Below are 17,813 nucleotides of genomic sequence, written 5' to 3'. Positions count from 1 at the left end.
GCGCAGGGGTCGGCGATCAGCGTCGCAGTTCGGCGACGAAGTCGTAGTAGTCGTTGTGGCAATAGGTGTCGGTCAGCTCGATCGCGCTGCCGTCGCGGGTATAGCCGACCCGCACCACGTGCAGGATCGCCTCGCCTTCCTTCATGCCCAGGTGGCCGGCCAGCCGCGCCGGCAGGTTGATGGCGCGGAAGTACTGCAGCGCCCGCACCACCGGGGTGCCGCGCTCGTCCAGGTAGGTGTAGAGCGAATCGGCGATGGCGTGCGGATCGGGCACCACGTGCTGCGGCAGCACCGCCTTCTCGTAGGCCATCACCCGGCCGTCGGCGCTGCGCAGGCGGGTCAGCGCCGCGACCACGGTATCCGGCGACAGGCCCAGGCGCAGGATCTCCTCGCCGTGCGCCGGGCGCGTGCGCCGCTCCAGCCAGCGCGTGCCCGGCTCCAGCCCCTTCATGCGCAGGGTCTCGCTGAAGCTGGCCAGGCCGCTGAGCTGGTGCTGGATGTGCGAGGTGACGAAGGTGCCGGCACCCTGGCGGCGCGACACCAGGCCCTGCTCGACCAGCGCATCCACGGCCTGGCGCAGGGTCACCCGCGACACCTGCAGGTATTCGCACAGTTGCCGTTCGGCCGGCAGCGCCTCGCCCGGCTTCCACTGCCCGCCCTTGATCGCCTCCACCAGCTTGCTGGCCAGTTGCAGGTACAGCGGCGTCGGCGCGTCCGGGTCCACAGCCAGCGCATGCAGACGCGGATCGGCCTGCGGCTTGGGCTTGGTCATGGCGCGCTCTCCAGTCCGCATGAATTCGTTATGTCCAATATAGTACCAATTCGCGGTCCGTGCACGCCGGGTCACAGTCGCAGGTACAGCCTCCGCCGATCCATCCACCAGCCCACCGCCCAGCACAGCAGGGTGTAGGCCAGCGCACAGGCCAGGCTGCCCCAGGGGCCGGGCAGCAGCCGCTGGAACACCTCCACGCCCAGCCACTGGTACAGGTCCATGCCGCTGGCGCCGGCCGGGACCAGCCGCAGGCAGACCACGAACAGTTCGGAGAACAGGTAGATCGCCAGCGGATTGCGCCCGAGCACGGTGAAGAAGCCGCTGCCGGCCTGCCAGCCGCGTACCTCGATCGCCCACAGCAACGCGCCCAGCAACAGCAGGTCCAGGCCCACGGTCAGCAGCACGAACGAGCCGGTCCACAGCTTCTTTGCCAGCGGGAACCAGGGCTGCCAGGCCAGCGCCAGCAGGACCAGCGCCACACCGGCCAGCCACAGCCAGCGCACCGTGCGCGCCTGCTTGCCGGCGTGGCGCACGTACAGCCCGGTCAGGTAGCCGGCAATGACATTGACCGTGGCCGGCAGCGTGCCGAGCAGACCTTCCGGATCGAACCCGCCGTCCTTGCGGTACAGCTGCGCCGGGTCCAGCAGCCACAGGTCCAGCCGCGTGCCAGCATTGCCGAGCTTGCTCAGCTCCGCGCCCGGCTGGCCCCACAGGTACAACGCGCCCCAGTAGCCGAGCAGCAGCGCCACGCACATGCCCAGCAGGCCGCGCGGCGACAGCCAGCGGCACAGCAGCGCGGCCAGCGCGTAGCACAGCGCGATGCGCTGCAGCACGCCCGGCACCCGGGTCTGGTCGATCGCGGTGACGCTCCAGTGGCCGTCGGCGCCCTGGTGCACGAACGGAAACCAGTACATCAGGAAGCCGAGCAGGAAGATCAGCGCGCTGCGCTTGCCGACCCGGCGCAGGAAGGCGCCGAGCGGCTGGCCGCGGTCCAGCGCGAAGCTCATCGCATTGCCGACGGCGAACAGGAACGACGGGAACACCAGGTCGGCGGCGGTGAAGCCGAACCACGGCGTGTGCCGCAGCTGCGCGAACGCATCGGCCCCGGCGCCCGGCGTGTTGACCAGGATCATCAGGAAGATGGTCAGGCCACGGAACACGTCCAGCGACAGGAAGCGTTCGCGCGGCGGCGCCGCGGCGGGAAGGCGGACGGACGCGGCGCTCATGGCGCATCCACCTGGTGCAGCAGCGTGCGCACCGCGGCGACCGGATCGGCCGGCGCCTGCCGCACGTAGGCCGTGTCGCGCGCCACCCAGTCCCGCTCCCAGGCGCGCAGCCGTTGCTGCAGTTGCGCCTCGTCCACGTTGCCGCCGGCGACCGCTGCCTCGCGCAGCATCTGCAGCGCCAAGGTCCAGCGCGGCAGGTAGTAGTCGGCGTACATGCCCTGCCAGGCCTTGGAGGCGTAATCGCCGAGATTGCCCTCGCCGCCCCACACGCTGACCTGCGCCTTGGCGTCGCGCCGGTAGTAGGCGGCGTCCTGCGGGGTCTTGGCGTAACCGGCCGCCGCGTCGAGCCAGCTCGACAAGGTGTCCTGCTGGCCGCCGACCAGACGGTCGAGTTGCATCACCGCGTCTCGCACGCGCGCGACCGCCGCATCGCCGGCCGCAACGTCGCCACGCCGGTACGCGGCCACGGCCTGCTGCAACTGCAGGTCCACGCGACCGGTGGCGTAGTGGCGGGCGAAGTCGACCAGGTCGTAGCGGTACAACGGCGCGTCGGCGTACTCCGGCGCCAGCGTCAGCAACTGCTGCAGGGCGCGGCGCAGCCGCGGCGGATCGCCGGGCGCGCCCTCGAACTCGCCGATGTCCAGCGTTGGCCGCTTGAACAATAGGTAGGCGCCGGCGCGGCTGCGCCACCAGCGCGGCGTCCAGTAGCGGGTCGACAGCACCGAGGCCTGCAGGTTGTCCCAGGCCGCGCGCAAGGCCGGCGAGGTGTGCCCGTAGCGGGCGCGGGTGTAGTCGTCGAGCCAGTCCTGCAGCGGGCGCTGCTGTGCGCCCCAGGCCAGTGCGTACATGTACTCGTAGACCACCGAGGTGGTGTGCAGCCCTTCCGGGAAGGCGCCGAAGCCGACCAGTTGCTGCTTGTCCTTGTCGGCGAGCAGCGTGCGCAGGTCCTCGCGGTAGAACGCCAGGTCGCCGTACACCGGATTGCTGCCGCCGTAGTTGTGCACGTAGCCATAGATCCACTGCTTGCCGTCGAACGCATCGGACAGCTTCCAGGTGCCGGGGTAGCGGTCGTTGCCGATATCCAGCACCAGCAATTTGTCGTTGGGCGCCTCGCGCAGGAATGCAGCGATCGCCTGCGGCGTCCAGAAGTGGCGGTCGGCGCCGAACAGCCAGCCCTGCATCACCCACACCGCATCCGGGTTGGCGCGGTGGATCGAGGCGTACAGCGCGCGGCCGTACTCGGCCAGGCGCTTGTCGCGCTGCGTCGGCGGCACCTCGGGCGGCTTGGTCTTGGCGGTGTTGGCGGTGCTGTCGCCGTAGCTGGCCAGGCGCGCGTCGCTGCCGTCGGCGGCGATCGGCGGCAGCATCTCGTTGAACGCATCGGCCAGGTAGTAGGTGCCCTTGCCGTAGGTGCGGTCGTAGAGCTGGATGAAGCGCTGCGCGATCTGCGCGAACAGCGGATCGGCCGGATCCAGCCAGTAGGTCTCGTGGAAGCCCTCCCAGGCGCGCATGCGGTAGATGCGCGCCTGCGGATGCGCCTGCGCGAATGCCTTCGGCACATAGCCGGCGAAGGCCGGCAGCACCGGCTTCATGCCGAGTGCGCGCATGCGCTGCAGGATGCGCAGCTGCAGCGCGTGCTTGTCCTCGATCCACTGCTGCGGCAGCGGCGCATCGTAGCCTTCGATGTTGCCCATGCGCTGCCATGGCGCGAACGCCGGGCCGGAGAAGTACTGCGCCAGGTCGGCATCGGCGACGCCGAACTCGCGCCACAGCGCCTGCCACACGTACTCCTGGCCTTCCATCGCCAGCGGCATGTCGATACCGTGCAGCGCCATCCAGTCGATCTCGCGCTCCCAGCGCGCCCAGTCCCACCACGGCGTGGTGTAGCCGTAGGTGCAGACGTTGAGATAGGCGCGGTGCGCGAACGGCGTGGCCATCCGTGGGCCGTGGACGTCGGCATACGCCGCCGGCAACGCCACGCGGCTGCCTTCCCAGCTCACCGACGCCGCGCCGATCGACTGCAGATAGCTGTACGCACCGTGCGCCAGCGCCACGTCCGAGGACCCGGACACGCGCAGCGTGCCGGCCTCGGCGGTCACCTGGTACCAGTCGTTGCCGCGGCCGCGCGGTTGCCGTTGCAGCTGCAGCTCGGCCGCGCGCGGGCCGAGCGTGCGCAGCAGCACCTCGCGTGCGGTGCCGCCCTGCATGTCCTGCGCGGGCGCGGCGACAGCGACCGGCGCCAGCAGCGCACAGGCCAGCAGCAACAGCACCACATGCGCACGCACCGACGCCGCCCGGAGGCGGCGCAGCCCGGCATGGCCATGCGGGAAGATCTGGCGGAAAGCATGCTTCATTGGCTCAATACTCCACTGTCGCGACATCGTCGAAGCCGAAAGGCGTTCCGGCCGTCACCTGCATCACCACGGCCAGCACCCGTTCGCCGGACGCCGGCGGCAGCCGCAGGGATACCGGCTGCCCCGCCGCGACGTCGGCCACCCGCTGCCAGTCCAGATACACCTGCACCGCGCCGGTCGCGCGGCCGAGCCGCAGCCGGCCACCACGCTGCTGGATCCCGGCCCAGGGCGTGAACGCGGTCCGGTACAGCACATAGCCGTCGCGCTCGGCGCGCGTCTCCAGGTTGCCCGGCTGGCAAAAGCTCCAACTGTTGTTGTCGTTGGGCGCGCGCGGCAGCGCCGGGTCGGGCGGGGTGGCGAACGGCAGCGTGTGCCGCCAGCCGCCCACCACCATCGCCGCGGCAGCCGGCGGCAACGACAACGGCGGCGCCGCCGCGTCCAGCGTGATACTTGCCTGCGCCGCACGCAGGCCAGGCGTGCGTGCCACGATGCGCAGCTGGCGGCGATCGCTGCCGGCCTCGACAATGGCCTGCGCCAGGCCGTTGAACAACTGCACCTGCGGCACGTTGTCGGGCGCATGCCGGTTCGGGTCGCCATTGCCGACGCCGAGCAGGCGTCCGCCTTCGACCTGCAGCGCGATCTGCGCATCGGCGAACGGCACATGGCGGCCCTGCGCATCCACCGCCTCCAGGGTGATCGGTTGCGCATCGCGGCCATCGCCGCGCATGCGCGGGCGGTCCGGGGTCAGCCGCAGCGCGACCGGCGCGCCGACCGTCTGCACCCGCTGCCGCGCGACTTCGCGCCCGTCGCGATACGCCACCGCTTCCAGCACGCCGGGCGCGTACACGACCTGCCAGGTGTTCATCGCGATCCGGTCCACCGCCTGCCGCCCCTGCGAGCGGCCGTTGAGCCACAGCTCCACCTGCTGCGCGTTGCAGAACGCCATCACCTTGATCGGCGTGCCCTCTCGGCCCGGCCAGTTCCAGTGCGGCAGCAGCTGCAGCACCGGCGCCTCGTCGATCCACTGCGCCTGGCGCAGCCAGTAGGCGCCCTTGGGGAAGCCGCACAGGTCCATGATGCCGAAGAACGAGGACACCGATGGCCATTCGAACGGCGTCGGCTCGCCGCGATAGTCGAAGCCGGTCCAGACGAAGCCGCCGGCCAGGTAGGGCCGCTCGTCGATCAATTTCCAGGACGTGCGATGCGTGTCGCCCCAGGGCGCAGCGACCGAATCGTCCTCGGCGATGACGTGCGCCTCCATGTCGGTGAACCAGGCGCCGCGGGTCTGGAACGCGCTGGTGTCCTCGCTGGACAGCAGCGGTGTGTGCGGCATCGCCGCATGCACCCGGTCGTAGTTGAACTGGCGGTAGTTGAAGCCGACCACGTCCACCGCATGGGACGCGTTGCGCTGGGTCAGCATGCCGTCGTTCATCGCCGCGGTCACCGGGCGGCTGTCGTCGAGTGTGCGCACCAGCGCCACGGCACGGCGCACCATTTCGTAACCGGCGACGGTGCCCTGCATCGGCTCCTCGTTGAACACCGACCACAGGAACACGCAGGCGCGGTTGCGGTCGCGGCGCACCAGCCAGCGCAGTTGCGCGGCGTAGTCGGGTGCTGGATTGAACACGCGGTTCTCGGCCATCACCAGCATGCCCAGGCGATCGCACACGTCGAGCAGTTCGGCGGCCACCGCGTGGTGCAGGCGGATCGCGTTGCAGCCCAGCGCCTTGAGCCGGCGGATGCGGAAGTCCAGCAGGCTGTCCGGCACCGCCACACCGACCCCGGCATGGTCCTGGTGCAGGCAGGCGCCCTTGATCTTGAGCGGCCGCTCGTTGAGGAAGAAGCCCTGCTGCGCATCGAAGCGCAGCGTGCGAAAGCCGATCGCGCACTCGCGGCGGTCGCGCTCGCGGCCTGCGCTGCGCAGCACCGTCGCGAGCCGGTACAGGTGTGGCGCGGCCACGTCCCAGCGCTGCGGCTGACGGACCTGCAACACGACCTGGGCCTCCACTTGCGCCAGCGCGCCGGCCTGCAGCGCACTGCTGCCTTGCGCCACCACCGTGCCTCGGGCGTCGTACAGGGTCGCCTCCAGCAGTGCCGCATCGGCGTGCTCACCGACGTTGGCGACGGTAACCGTCACCGGCAGCGTCCAGCGATCGTCGGCCCCGGCACGTGGCACCGCATGCACGCCGTCGCCGACGATATGCAGCGCGTCGCGCACCGCCAGCCAGGTATGCCGGTAGAGCCCGGCACCTTCGTACCACCAGCCGTCCATCGCCTCGGCGTCCACGCGCACCGCGATCGTGTTCAGATCCTGGCCGTAGCGCGCGATCGCGGTCATGTCGATGGCGATGCCGTCGTAGCCGCTCCAGCTGCGCGCCATCAGCAGGCCGTTGACCCACACCGTGGCGCGGCTGGCGATGCCGTCCAGGCGCAGTTCCAGCGCCTTGCCGCGCTGCGCCTCGTCCAGCCGCAGGCTGCGCCGGTACCAGGCGATGCCGCGGCGGCGATAGCCCTGCGCCACGTTGGCACTGGCCTCGATCGGCTGCTCGATCGCGAAATCGTGCGGCAGCCGCAGTTGCCGCCATTGGCTGTCGTCGAAATCGCCGGCGGCCGCGCCCCAGGCCTTGCCGGCCTTGGCGTTGTCGTAGCTCGCGTCCTGCCCGGTGATCGGCGGAAACGGGATGTCGCCCTCGTGGAAACGCCAGCCCTCGTCCAGGCAGAACAGGCCGGGATCGGCCGCCAGGGTCACCCCCGGCACGGCCGCCAGCGCGGCGGTACCGGCGCCGGCGAGGCCGGTGGATGCCGCCGGGCCGGCGCGGCTGCCGCGTGGCAGCGCCAGCAGCAGGCCGGCGCCGGCGCTGCCGGCCAGGAAGGTTCTTCGTTGCATGCGCTTGTCCTCATCGGAACGACCGCCCGGCGCCACCGCGGCGCCGGGCCAGGGTCGCGCTAGCCCGCAGGCGCGTGCGCCGCCCTCACAGGATGTCCCACTGCATCGACACGTAGAAGCTGCGGCCGGTGACCCCGGTCATCTGCCAACGGCTGCTGATGTCCTTGTACGCCTCTTCCTTCTTGTTGGTCAGGTTGAGCGCGCCGAGCTGGAAGCTGAGCGTGTCGGTGGCCTGGTAGCCGAGCACCGCGTCGACTTGGGTGCGCGCCTTCATCGTGTGACCTTCGCGGGCGAAGAAGCTGTCGCTGCTGTCCTGCTCGTACTCGCTGCGGTGGTTCAGCGACACGCGCGCGGAGAACATCGCGTTCTCCCAGTAGCCGGTGGCGTTCCAGGTCTTCTCCGACAGGTTGCGGATCTTGAAGTCGGTGTCGCGCTGCGGGATCACCCGGGTGAAGTTGGCGGTCAGGCCGAAGCCCTGGATCGGCAGCCATGCATCGAAGGATTGCGTCCAGCCCAGTTCGTAGCCCTTGATCTTGACCTTGCTGGGATCGTTGCGGGTGGCGGTGATCTCGTAGATGTTGCCGCCACCGTCCACGCAGTCGCCGGCGCCATTGGTGGACAGCGCCGTGCCGTTGAACGTGGCCGGGCAGACGATGCTGTTGAAGGTGCCGTTCTTGACGTTCTTCCAGAAGCCGGCCAGGGTCAGCCCGCCGCCCTGCCCGTAGTACCACTCCAGGCTGAGGTCGGCCTGGTCGGCGGTCAGCGCCTTCAGATCGGTCTGGCCCAGCGCCACGTCGTAGGTCGTGGTGCCGCCGGTGTTGCTGCCGGAGGAGATGGTGGTGGCGATGGCGGTGTTGCTGTCCAGGATCGGCCGCACCAGCACCTTGCCGGCGGCAAAGCGCAGCAGCAGGTCCTCGCGCATGTCCAGCACCAGGTTCAGGCTGGGCAGCCAGTTGTGGTAGTCGTACGGCGCGCGCTCGGTGCCGACCACCTCGTTGGCGTCCTCGCTGTACTGCGAGGCGGTGGTCAGGTAGGTGTCGGTGGTGCGCTTGGTGTTCTCGTAGCGCACGCCGACGTTGCCGCGCAGGCGCATGCTGCCGAGGTCGGTATCGATCTTCGCCAACGCGTAGGCGGAGAAGATGTCGTTGCGGATGTGGTAGCTGGCCTGCGGCGCGAACAGCACCGGCACGGTGATGCCGGAGGCGGCCAGGGCACGGGCGTAGGCGTACACGTCCGGCGCCACCCAGTCGCTCTGCGAGGCCAGGTTGCCGTCGAGGAAATTGCTGACGTTGGAACTGGCCGCCGACAGCTCCGGGAACATGTCGTAGCCGGACACCGCGCCGGAGTTGATCAGGTACAGGAAGTCGCGGCGCCAGACGTTGCGGTCGAAGGTCTCGCGGCGGAACTTGGTGCCGACCTTGATCGCGTCGAGGAAGCCGTTGCCGACGTAACGCTCCGCATCGAACTGCAGCGACCATTCCTTGTTGCGCAGCGCGTTGATCGCGCCGTTGGGGTATTCGTCGCGCACCAGGTTGGCCTTGTTCCAGGCGCTGGCGTCGGTGGCGTCGGCGTCCGTGGTCAGCGAGATCGCGCCGGGGTTGGACATGTCGAACAGCGTCGCGGTCGGCTTGCGGCCGAGGATCGCCGCACGCTCGTCCTCGTCGGTCTTGCCCTCGGTGTAGTTGGCCACGCCGCTGAATGTCCACGCGTCGCCCTTCCAGCGCGCGTCCCAGGTCAGCAGTTGCGAGCTCAGGTCGTGGCGCTCGAGCTGGCGGTTGTTCTCCAGCCAGTAGTTGGAGGCCGACACCTTGGTCGCGGTCAGGCCGTCGGTCTGCAGCACGCTCAGGTAATTGCGATCGAAGGAGTAGACCAACTGGTTCATGTCGTTGTCGGTCTTGTCCTGCGAATACAGCGCGGTCAGATTCATCTCCAGCCGGTCGTTGGGTTTCCACTGCAGCCCGGCGGTGAGCATCTTGCGGTCGGTCTCGCGCTCGATCGAGCGATAGCGCGGACGGCGCGGGATGTACAGGGTGCCGTCGTCGGTGGCCTGGGTGTACCAGCGGTCGATCCACAGGTAGTCGGCACGGTCCTTGAGCTTCTGGTAGCCGGCGTTGACGAACACACCCAGTTCGCCGCCGTCGGCGAGATGGAACTGGTCGATGTAGGTCAGCACGCCCTTCGGCGTCGGTGCGCCGCCGGCGAATTCGGCGTACTGCTCCTTGGCCGAGAAGATCAGCTTGCGCGCCTTGTAGTCCAGCGGTTTGGTGGTCTCGATGTTGACCGTGCCCGAGAGCCCGCCGGCATCCATGTCCGCCGACGGCGACTTGATCACCTGGATCGCCGCAGCCACTTCCGGCTGGATGATGTCGTAGCGGAAACCGTCGGTGAAATCGGCGCTCTTGATGGTCTGGCCGTTGATGGTGGTGGCCGAATACTGCGGGCCCAGGCCGCGGATGCTGATGGTCGACCCGCGCCCGTTGATGGTGGAGATCTGCACGCCGGGAATGCGCTGGATCGCCTCGGCGATGTTCTCGGCCGGGAACTTGCCGATGTCTTCCGAGGAGATGCCGTCGGTCATGCGTGCGTCGGTGCGCTTGTTGTCCAGCGCGGTGATCAGGCTCTTCTGGTAGGAACTGGTGACGGTCACCGTATCGAGCTGGGAGACCGCGTCGGATGCGGGCGCTTCCTGCGCCTGCGCAGCGGCGCTGAGCAGGCCGAGCACGATGGCGCTGGCGAGGGCGGACAGGGGACAACAATGCGAACGGGAGCGGGCGACATGTGGCATTGGGCTATCCTGGTTGATGGCGGATCGGCACGACGACGGCTGACATCCAGGGCGGCGATCGGCAGGCAGCACCCTCCATCGCGCCCCACGCGACGCGCAGGGCGATGCCGTCCGTGCGGACACGGAGCCAATGGAGCGTCTGACTGTTTCCTGCGCCCGGTCTTGCGGGAGGCGCGTCCCCGTCCCTTCCCCGGAACGGGCGACTGCATGGTGCGGCTGGACGAATCTGGCCCGAATTGGCAAGGACCAATTCCAGGCGCTTCGATTCTTATGGTCTTAGAAAGATTGTGTCAACGCCGTGCCGCACGAAATCGCACAATGACCCCTGGTCTTGCGCGCAAATTCCGATAAATCGCTTATTTATCAATTGTATGCGCCGACAAAATATTTCCGGCGCGGCGTTTTCCACGCATCGTTGTCACGATACCTATGCCGCACCAATTGTGACAACGAGACCAATTTGTGCGCCGCGGCATAACCGCACTGCATTCTCATTTACGCACGGCCACGGACTGTTCCAGCCTCTGATGCAACTGATTGATAAATCTACATTCCCATTCCACCACAACGTCCTTTCCGGGATCCAGTGCCGAGATTGAGCGGCAAAACCACAACCAGACAAATTTTCTTGCCAAGGCTTGACATCGTTGTCATAGCCTCGTAAGAATCGGCGCACACGGGGGTGTAGCCGCGCATGTGCGGCGCGAAAGCGGGCCAAGGGAGGCATGTGATCGCAATGATCCGTTCGCACGCATCGCGTGTCGCACGCGGCACGTCGTGGCACTCCGAAGGACGGCGTCGCGCCCTGCCCAGCGCGAGGTCGCCGGCGCACGCCGCGCCCGGTGCCCTGCCACCGTTTCCGCGGCGTCCCGCCATCGGGGCGTGGTCCTATCACCCGCAATGGGCAGCCTCGCCGGCGCCTCTTCCCGAATCACGCGAGATCGCCCCGCACGCGTCGAGGCCAGTCGGGCATGCGCGTGCGCTCGACACCACCGTCAGCACCCGTCGTCCCGTGCAGCGCAGGACGGCCTCCACGTTCCGCATCACCCGGCACTCCAGCCCGCATCCGCACCCCAGGCAGTAAGGCAACAGGCAACCCCGACACGCGGCCCGACGTCCGCGCAATCGCGTTGATCCATTGAATGATGAGGGAGAGACATCATGCAATACCGCCATTCCGCCCTGTCGGCGGCCATCGCCGCCAGCGTCCTCGCCTTCGCCGCGCAGGCGCAGCAGGCCGATTCCGCCGCCACCGACCTGGACGCGGTCCAGGTGGTCGGCATCCGCGCCAGCCTGGAGAAGTCGCTGGACACCAAGCGCAACAACGTCACCGTGTCCGAGGCGATCACCGCCGAGGACATCGGCAAGTTTCCCAGCACCAACGTCGCCGAGGCGTTCGCGCAGATCCCCGGCGTCACCATCGACCGCCGTTTCGGCCAGGGTGAGCGGGTCAGCATCGACGGCACCGATCCCAGCCTCAATCTGTCGTTCCTGGACGGGCACCCGGTGGCGCAGGCGATCTGGCTGTATGGCGAGCAGCCCAACCGCGGCTTCGACTACACCCTGCTGTCGCCGCAGATCCTGGGCCGCGCGGAGATCGTCAAATCCACCGAGGCGCGGCTGACCGAAGGCAGCCTCGGCGGCACCGTGCTGATGCACAGCCGCCAGCCGCTGGACCTGAAGGCCAACGAGATCGCCGGCTCGGTCGGCTACAGCTACAGCCAGCAGGCCAGCGAGGGCAAGCCGAACGCGTCGCTGCTGTACAGCTGGAAGAATCCGCAGGAGACCTTCGGCATTGCGGTCTCCGCGCAGCACTACGAGGAACGCGTCGATCGCCAGGGCCTGGAAGTGTTCGGCTACGCCAAGGCCGGCACCTTCGCCAACGCCACCGGCGTGCCCGCCGATGCGGACGTGCCCAACTCGATCAACGCCGCCTGGTTCCAGCAGGACCGCAAGCGCGACAGCGCGGTGCTCAACCTGCAGCTCAAGCCCAGCGACGCGCTGGAGTTTAACCTCAGCGGCCTGTACATCAAGGAAGACTTCGACAACTACAACCAGTCGATGTACAGCTTCCTGACCTGGAACCCGGGCACCGTCGCCGCGGTCGACGCGCTGGGCGACGTGCGCAACGGCGTGGTCAACAGCGGCCACTCCAGCGCCAACGCCAGTGCGGGTGGCGGCACAGTGATCTACGACAACAACGTGCGCCAGTCGCAGGTGACCACCAAGGGCCTGGACCTGCGCGGTGCCTACCGCGGCGAACGCTGGACCCTGCGCGGCCAGGTCGGCCAGAGCAAGTCCGACAACGATCACCTGGCGCAGTACTTCCTCGAGCCGTTCTACAACGGCGGCTTCCGCTGGGATCTGGACCGCGGCATCCGCTTCGACGATCCGGCGGCCGCGCGCAATCCGGCCAACTGGGGCTCGGCCGGCGGCTGGATCGGCAACAACGGCGTGTTCTCCACCCAGAGCAAGGACCGCTACGGCCAGCTCGATCTGGACCTGCAGTTCGACGGCGTGTTCAACCAGCTGCTGGCCGGCGTGCGCCAGGGCAAGCACGACGAGGACTTCGCGCTCAACGTGTACGGTGGCGTCACCCCCGGCACGCTGGCCGACATCGGCACCATCGGCCTGACCGACATCCGCGGGTTCTACCCCGACCAGGGCCAGCACGTGCAGGCCGGGCGCGGCAACGTGATCGACTGGATCCGCAACAGTCCGGTCGACTACGCCACCCCGGACCCGTCCAGCTACCTCAACAATACCTGGGCGCTGCAGCAGACCAACAACGCCGCCTACGTGCAGCTGAACTTCTCCAACGCCGGCCTGCGCGGCAACCTCGGCCTGCGCTACGTGCGTTCCAAGACCGAGGGCAGCGGCTTCGTCTACAGCGGCACGCCGACCCTGCAGGACCTGGACAGCAAGTGGCAGACGCGCACGCAGACCGAGCACTTCCTGCTGCCGTCGCTGAACCTGGCCTACGACACCGACAACGACTGGGTGTTCCGTTTCGGCGCCGGCAAGGTGATCGCCTGGGCGCCGTACAACCAGATGGTCAACAACACCTTCCTCAACGACACCACGCTCACCGGCAGCGGCGGCAATGCCGAGCTCTCGCCGTACGAATCGTGGAACTTCAACCTCTCGGCCGAGTACTACTTCGCGCCGCAGGCGGTGGTGGCCTGGTCGATCTTCTACAAGAAGATCGACAACTACATCGACACCTCGGCCACCATCGAGCGCCAGTACAACGCGATCCGCGACACCTCGCCGCAGACCTGGGCGCAGATGCTCGGCAGCAACGGCTGCACCGCCGACGGCTACTGCGACTACAGCATCCAGCGCCCGCGCAACGCCGGCGACGGCAAGGTCAAGGGCTTCACCCTGGCCTACCAGCAGCCGTTCGGCGAGAGCGGCTTCGGCCTGTCCGCCAACTACACCTACGCCAGCGGCGAGAACAACAGCGGCAACCCGCTGCCCTACCAGTCGCGCAACAGCGTCGCCTTCAGTCCGTACTACGAGAAGGGGCCGTGGAACGCGCGGATCAGCCTGAACTGGCGCGACAGCTATCTGGCCGGCGGCTACGTCGCCGGCGCCGCGCCCGCCAGCGTCGACGACTACACCGACCTGGGCGCCAGCGTGGGCTACGCGATCAACGCGCAATGGTCGCTGCAACTGGACGCGCAGAACCTGCTGGACGAGGAGTACCTGCAGTACCTGGGCGACAAGGACCACCCGGCTGGGCGTTACCACAACGGCCGCCGCTACATGGCGACGCTGCACTTCAAGTTCTGAGCGCATCGCCACGCCTGCGCTGCGGCAATGCCGCGGCGCAGGCGCGCGCGCGCACGTGCAAGCAGCGCCGGCGTGCGATCGCCGGCGCATGCAAGAACGTCCGTCAGCGCGGGAACTGCACGTGCCCGTCGGCGAGGTACACGCCCTTGTCGCCCTGGCTGGGCAGCGCGCCGAGGGTATCGGTGACCACCTGGCCGCGAATGTCGGTGAGGCGGATCTCCAGCAGTTGCGCGCCCATCTGCTCGCCGACGAAATGGTTGTACGCGGTCTTGGGCAGGCTGACCCAGTCGCCGTTCTTCTTGTATTCGAACTTCACCACCGGATAGCGGTGGTTGCGCACCTGGATCGCCGCCCAGTACTGCGAGCTGCCCTCCTTGATCCGGTACACCACGTTGCCGGCGACCGGCGCGGCCACCACCTGCCAGCGGATCGGGATGCGTCCGGCACTGGTGTCGCCGATCGCGGCGAACGCATTGGGCGACAGATCCAGCCCGCAGTCGGCGCCATCCGGATACAGATCGGTGACATACACGGTGACCGTGCCGCGTGGCCCCTGCACCTGCAGGTAGGCACCGGCCAGCGCCGCCTGGATTCCGCCGTAATTGAGCTGCTTCGGGTTCAGCGCAGTGATCGTCGCGGTCGGGTCGATGGGATCCAGCAACAACGCGCCCCCGGAATAGCCGGAGCTGGTGTAGGTGGCGGTGCCGCTGCAGACATCGTTCCAGGCGGCGCTGGCCGGTGCCGCGCCGATCGCCAGGCACAGCGCGGCGAACAGGCCGGCGCCGCGCGCGGCACGGGTGGAGTGGCGTGCTTGCATGCGTGTTCTCCTGCACAGGCGCGCGGAGCCGCCGCGCGGCGACCGGGCAGCCTGCCCGGCGCCGGCACTCTAGGACGCGGTACGCATGCCGCGCCTTGCGCGCGGCCGGGAATTCCACGACTTGGCCGACGCCGTAGACCGCGCCACCACGTCGCTCAGCGACGGCGCAGGTTGCCGCGCTCCAGCCGCCACAGCAGGTCGCGCCACGGCGTGGCCGCGGTGGCCATGCCCGCCGCCACGCCCAAGGCATCGGCCAATGCATCCAGCGGATCGGCCGCGCGCGTGGTGGTCCACGCCCCTTGCGCGAACTCGATGCCCACGCCCAGCGCCAGCAGGCCCAGCGCGGCCCAGCGCCAGGCGCGCGGCCCGGCATAGATCTGCACCGCCGCAGCCGACAGCAGCAGGTAGGCGATGAAGTGCTCGGCCTTGTCGCTGTCGGGCAGGTCCGACAACTCCGGCGGGTGCGGCATCATGCACACGTAGATCAGCACCACGATGCCCAGCAACCATAGCCCCAGCCACAGCCACGGCCAGCGGAAGGCGCGCACTGCCGCCATCACAGCCGCCAGGTCAGGTCGCCGGACAGGAACGCCGGTGCCAGCGAGACGTCGCGCTCGAAACCCATCACCTGGAAGCGCTCGCCCATCTCGCTGGGCAGGGTCAGCTGCTTCACCTGCTGGCGCAGGCGCAGCCGCGCGGCCTCGTCGCCGCGCGCCTCAGCCTCGGCCAGCAGCGCGTCCAGGCCGTTGCCGAGCAGGAAGCTGGCCTGATTGCAGTACCCGGCCAAGTCGAAGCCGGCGCCGGTGCCGGCCTCGGCCAGCGCAGTGAAGTCCACCGACGCGGTCAGGTCCTGCAGGCCCGGCCAGCGGTAGGGATCGGCATGCGTGCGATGCCGGTAGAACGCGCGCAAGGTGCCGTCGTCGCGCTCGGGCAGATAGAACTCGCGGCGCGGATAGCCGTAGTCCACGAACAGCATCGCGCCGCTGCGCAGGCCGCCGGCCACCGCCTGGATCCAGTACGGCAACTGCGGCAGCAGCTCGGAGCGGTAGCCATCGGCGAACGGCGCCTGCAGATAGCGCTCGATGTGCCGCACCGCCGCCGCCAGCAGCGGATCGGCCGGCTGTTCGCCGCGGCGGAAGCGGCCCTCGCCGTCCAGGGTCACGGTCTCCTCGAACACCTCGCCGTCGCGCAGCGCGAAGCGCGGCGTCGGCAGAGCGTCGATCACCTCGTTGGCGAACAGCACGCCGTTCCAGTCGTCGTCGAACGGCCGGTCCAGCCACTCCACCAGGTCGAACACCGGCGGGATCAGCGCGCGCGCCAGGCGCTCGCGCTGGCGTTCGCGCAGATCGGCGCTGGGCTCCAGGATCGCATAGCGCTCGGGCAGCGCATCCAGCGCCAGCAGGCGCTTGAGCATGACCTCGGCGAAGGCGCCGCTGCCGCCGCCCACTTCCAGCATGCGCGCCTGCGGCCCGAGTTGCTGCAAGACCGGCGCCAGCGCATTGGACACGGTCGCGGCAAACAACGGCCCCAGCTCCGGCGCGGTGACGAAATCGCCCTCCTCGCCGAACTTGCTGCTGCCAGCGCTGTAGTAACCGAGACCTGGCGCGTACAGCGCCAGCTCCATGAAGCGCGAGAACGGAATCGCCCCGCCGGCGGCGGCGATCTCGGCGCGCATGTGCGCGGCCAGGCGATCGCTGTGGGCCAGTGCGATGGCATCGGGCGAGGGAAGGTCGGTGGGCATGCGGCGCCGGATTGCGTGGACAATGCACAGCATAGCCGAGCACGGAACCCGTACATGACCCAGACCAAAGTCGCCCTGATCACCGGCAGCGCGCGGCGCATCGGCGCCGGCATCGCCCGGCGCCTGCACGCGGCCGGCTACGCCGTCGCCTTGCATGCGCATACCTCGCAGGCCGAGCTGCAGGCGCTGGCGCAGGAACTGGAGGCCATGCGCGCCGGCAGCACGCTGACCCTGCAGGCCGATCTGCGCGACACCGCGCAGTTACCGGACCTGGTGGCGCAGTGCGTGGCGCGTTTCGGCCGGCTCGACGCGCTGGTCAACAACGCCTCCAACTTCTATCCCACGCCGTTGCACGAGGCGACGCCGGCGCAGTGGGACGACCTGTTCGCGGTCAACGCGCGCGCGCCGCTGTTCCTGGCGCAGGCCGCAGCCACGCAACTGCGCCAGCATGGCGGCGCGATCGTCAACCTCACCGACCTGCACGCCGAACAACCGCTGCGCGCGCATCCGCTGTACAGCGCGGCCAAGGCGGCCCTGGCGATGCTGACCCGCTCGCTGGCGCTGGAACTGGCACCGCAGGTGCGGGTCAACGCCATCGCCCCCGGCGCGATCCTGTGGCCCGACGCGGGCAAGGACGCGGCCGCGCAGCAGGCCCTGCTGGCACGCACCCCGCTGGCACGCATCGGCCAGGTCGAGGAAATCGCCGAGGCCGTGCGCTGGCTGCTCGACGACGCCAGTTTCGTCACCGGGCAGACCGTGCGAGTGGACGGCGGGCGCGGGCTGACTTGAAGGCTGGGAACGGGGAATGGGGAATGGGGAATCGGCAAGCGCGACCTCTTCCAGCCATTGCTGAGAGCCACGCCAGGCCGCGTCATGACAACGCGACGATCAGCCCGGCACCCAGCTCTACCGATTCCCTAATCCCGACTCCCCATTCCCGGCTTCATCATCCAGCTCGACCACCTCGAACGCCTTGCCATGCTCGGCATGCGCCTGCCATAGCGCACCCAGGGATTGGCCGCTGACCGGGTCGACGAAGTCGGCGGCGATGTCGGCCAGCGGCTTGAGGACGAAGGCGTGGCGCAGTTCCGGGCGCGGGATGCGCAACTTGCCGGGTCCCTCGACGATGCGGTCGCCGTAGAACACCACGTCGATGTCCAGGGTGCGGTCGCTGAAACGCGGGCCGCTGCGGTCGCGGCCATGCGCGTCCTCCAGCGCATGCAGCCAGTCGTCCAGCGGCGCCAGCTCCCAGTCGGTCTGCAGCGCCGCGGCGTTGTTCAGGAACGCCGGCCCGTCGAAACCGACCGCCGCGGTGCGATAGGTCGGCGACACGGCGATCGCGCCGAACTGCCGGCGCAGCGCCGCGATCGCCGCGGCCAGGTGGTGATGCGGGCGCAGATTGCTGCCCAGGCTCAGAAGCACGGTGGTCATGCGCT

General features: G+C 68.9%; 10 protein-coding genes and 1 pseudogene. 2 read left to right on the top strand and 9 right to left on the bottom strand.

Annotated features, from left to right (window positions below; translation table 11 throughout):
• Window positions 1–16 precede the first annotated feature (16 nt).
• The 5 genes from M3U25_RS10875 to M3U25_RS10855 all read right to left on the bottom strand — a co-directional run bounded on the left by M3U25_RS10875 (window position 17) and on the right by M3U25_RS10855 (window position 10,024).
• Window positions 17–772, bottom strand: a complete 756-nt coding sequence (locus M3U25_RS10875) for a GntR family transcriptional regulator (RefSeq protein WP_019796176.1) — start codon at window positions 770–772, stop codon at window positions 17–19.
• 71 nt (window positions 773–843) lie between these two features.
• Window positions 844–1,998: a heparan-alpha-glucosaminide N-acetyltransferase domain-containing protein gene (locus M3U25_RS10870; RefSeq protein WP_355498864.1), complete on the bottom strand. Its 1,155-nt coding sequence runs from the start codon at window positions 1,996–1,998 to the stop codon at window positions 844–846.
• Window positions 1,995–4,205 (bottom strand): alpha-N-acetylglucosaminidase, encoded by a 2,211-nt coding sequence (locus tag M3U25_RS10865; protein WP_355499255.1) that lies wholly within the window; start codon window positions 4,203–4,205, stop codon window positions 1,995–1,997. Before M3U25_RS10865 ends, M3U25_RS10870 begins: the two co-directional genes overlap by 4 nt.
• Window positions 4,206–4,356: 151 nt before the next feature.
• Window positions 4,357–7,239, bottom strand: a complete 2,883-nt coding sequence (gene galA / locus M3U25_RS10860; protein WP_355498866.1) for a beta-galactosidase GalA — start codon at window positions 7,237–7,239, stop codon at window positions 4,357–4,359.
• Between the two features lie 85 nt (window positions 7,240–7,324).
• Window positions 7,325–10,024: a TonB-dependent receptor gene (locus M3U25_RS10855; protein ID WP_355498868.1), complete on the bottom strand. Its 2,700-nt coding sequence runs from the start codon at window positions 10,022–10,024 to the stop codon at window positions 7,325–7,327.
• Between the two features lie 1,161 nt (window positions 10,025–11,185).
• Between M3U25_RS10855 and M3U25_RS10850 the strand changes: the two genes are divergently transcribed.
• Entirely contained in the window at window positions 11,186–13,819 is a 2,634-nt protein-coding gene (locus M3U25_RS10850; protein WP_355498870.1) for a TonB-dependent receptor, read from the top strand.
• Between the two features lie 103 nt (window positions 13,820–13,922).
• Here M3U25_RS10850 and M3U25_RS10845 read toward each other — a convergent pair.
• The 3 genes and pseudogenes from M3U25_RS10845 to M3U25_RS10835 all read right to left on the bottom strand — a co-directional run.
• Window positions 13,923–14,528, bottom strand: a pseudogene (locus tag M3U25_RS10845) (expansin EXLX1 family cellulose-binding protein); the annotation flags it as partial.
• Window positions 14,529–14,791: 263 nt separating this feature from the next.
• Window positions 14,792–15,205: a VanZ family protein gene (locus tag M3U25_RS10840; protein ID WP_355499258.1), complete on the bottom strand. Its 414-nt coding sequence runs from the start codon at window positions 15,203–15,205 to the stop codon at window positions 14,792–14,794.
• On the bottom strand, window positions 15,193–16,377 hold the full coding sequence (locus tag M3U25_RS10835; RefSeq protein WP_160945422.1) for an SAM-dependent methyltransferase: 1,185 nt from the start codon (window positions 16,375–16,377) through the stop codon (window positions 15,193–15,195). Before M3U25_RS10835 ends, M3U25_RS10840 begins: the two co-directional genes overlap by 13 nt.
• A 54-nt stretch (window positions 16,378–16,431) precedes the next feature.
• Between M3U25_RS10835 and M3U25_RS10830 the strand changes: the two genes are divergently transcribed.
• Window positions 16,432–17,166 (top strand): pteridine reductase, encoded by a 735-nt coding sequence (locus M3U25_RS10830; RefSeq protein WP_355498873.1) that lies wholly within the window; start codon window positions 16,432–16,434, stop codon window positions 17,164–17,166.
• A 117-nt stretch (window positions 17,167–17,283) separates the two neighbouring features.
• Here the strand turns inward: M3U25_RS10830 and folK are convergent, their stop codons facing one another.
• Window positions 17,284–17,808 carry a 2-amino-4-hydroxy-6-hydroxymethyldihydropteridine diphosphokinase gene (gene folK, locus M3U25_RS10825; protein WP_355498876.1) on the bottom strand — a complete coding sequence of 175 codons (525 nt, stop codon included), beginning with the start codon at window positions 17,806–17,808 and terminating at the stop codon, window positions 17,284–17,286.
• Between the last annotated feature and the right edge of the window lie 5 nt (window positions 17,809–17,813).

This window comes from Xanthomonas sp. PPL134 (genome assembly GCF_040595915.1).
Classification (GTDB): Bacteria; Pseudomonadota; Gammaproteobacteria; order Xanthomonadales; family Xanthomonadaceae; genus Xanthomonas_A; species Xanthomonas_A indica.
The sequence above is the reverse complement of the archived record's forward strand: the minus strand, read 5'-3'. Positions and strand labels throughout refer to the sequence as shown.

Bases quoted from the DNA above. Each gene is read 5' to 3' on its own strand.
- M3U25_RS10875 (WP_019796176.1), bottom strand. From the start codon at position 772: ATGACCAAGCCCAAGCCGCAGGCCGATCCGCGTCTGCATGCGCTGGCT.
- M3U25_RS10830 (WP_355498873.1), top strand. From the start codon at position 16,432: ATGACCCAGACCAAAGTCGCCCTGATCACCGGCAGCGCGCGGCGCATC.
- M3U25_RS10855 (WP_355498868.1), bottom strand. From the start codon at position 10,024: ATGCCACATGTCGCCCGCTCCCGTTCGCATTGTTGTCCCCTGTCCGCC.
- galA (WP_355498866.1), bottom strand. From the start codon at position 7,239: ATGCAACGAAGAACCTTCCTGGCCGGCAGCGCCGGCGCCGGCCTGCTG.
- M3U25_RS10865 (WP_355499255.1), bottom strand. From the start codon at position 4,205: ATGCAGGGCGGCACCGCACGCGAGGTGCTGCTGCGCACGCTCGGCCCG.
- folK (WP_355498876.1), bottom strand. From the start codon at position 17,808: ATGACCACCGTGCTTCTGAGCCTGGGCAGCAATCTGCGCCCGCATCAC.
- M3U25_RS10870 (WP_355498864.1), bottom strand. From the start codon at position 1,998: ATGAGCGCCGCGTCCGTCCGCCTTCCCGCCGCGGCGCCGCCGCGCGAA.
- M3U25_RS10835 (WP_160945422.1), bottom strand. From the start codon at position 16,377: ATGCCCACCGACCTTCCCTCGCCCGATGCCATCGCACTGGCCCACAGC.
- M3U25_RS10850 (WP_355498870.1), top strand. From the start codon at position 11,186: ATGCAATACCGCCATTCCGCCCTGTCGGCGGCCATCGCCGCCAGCGTC.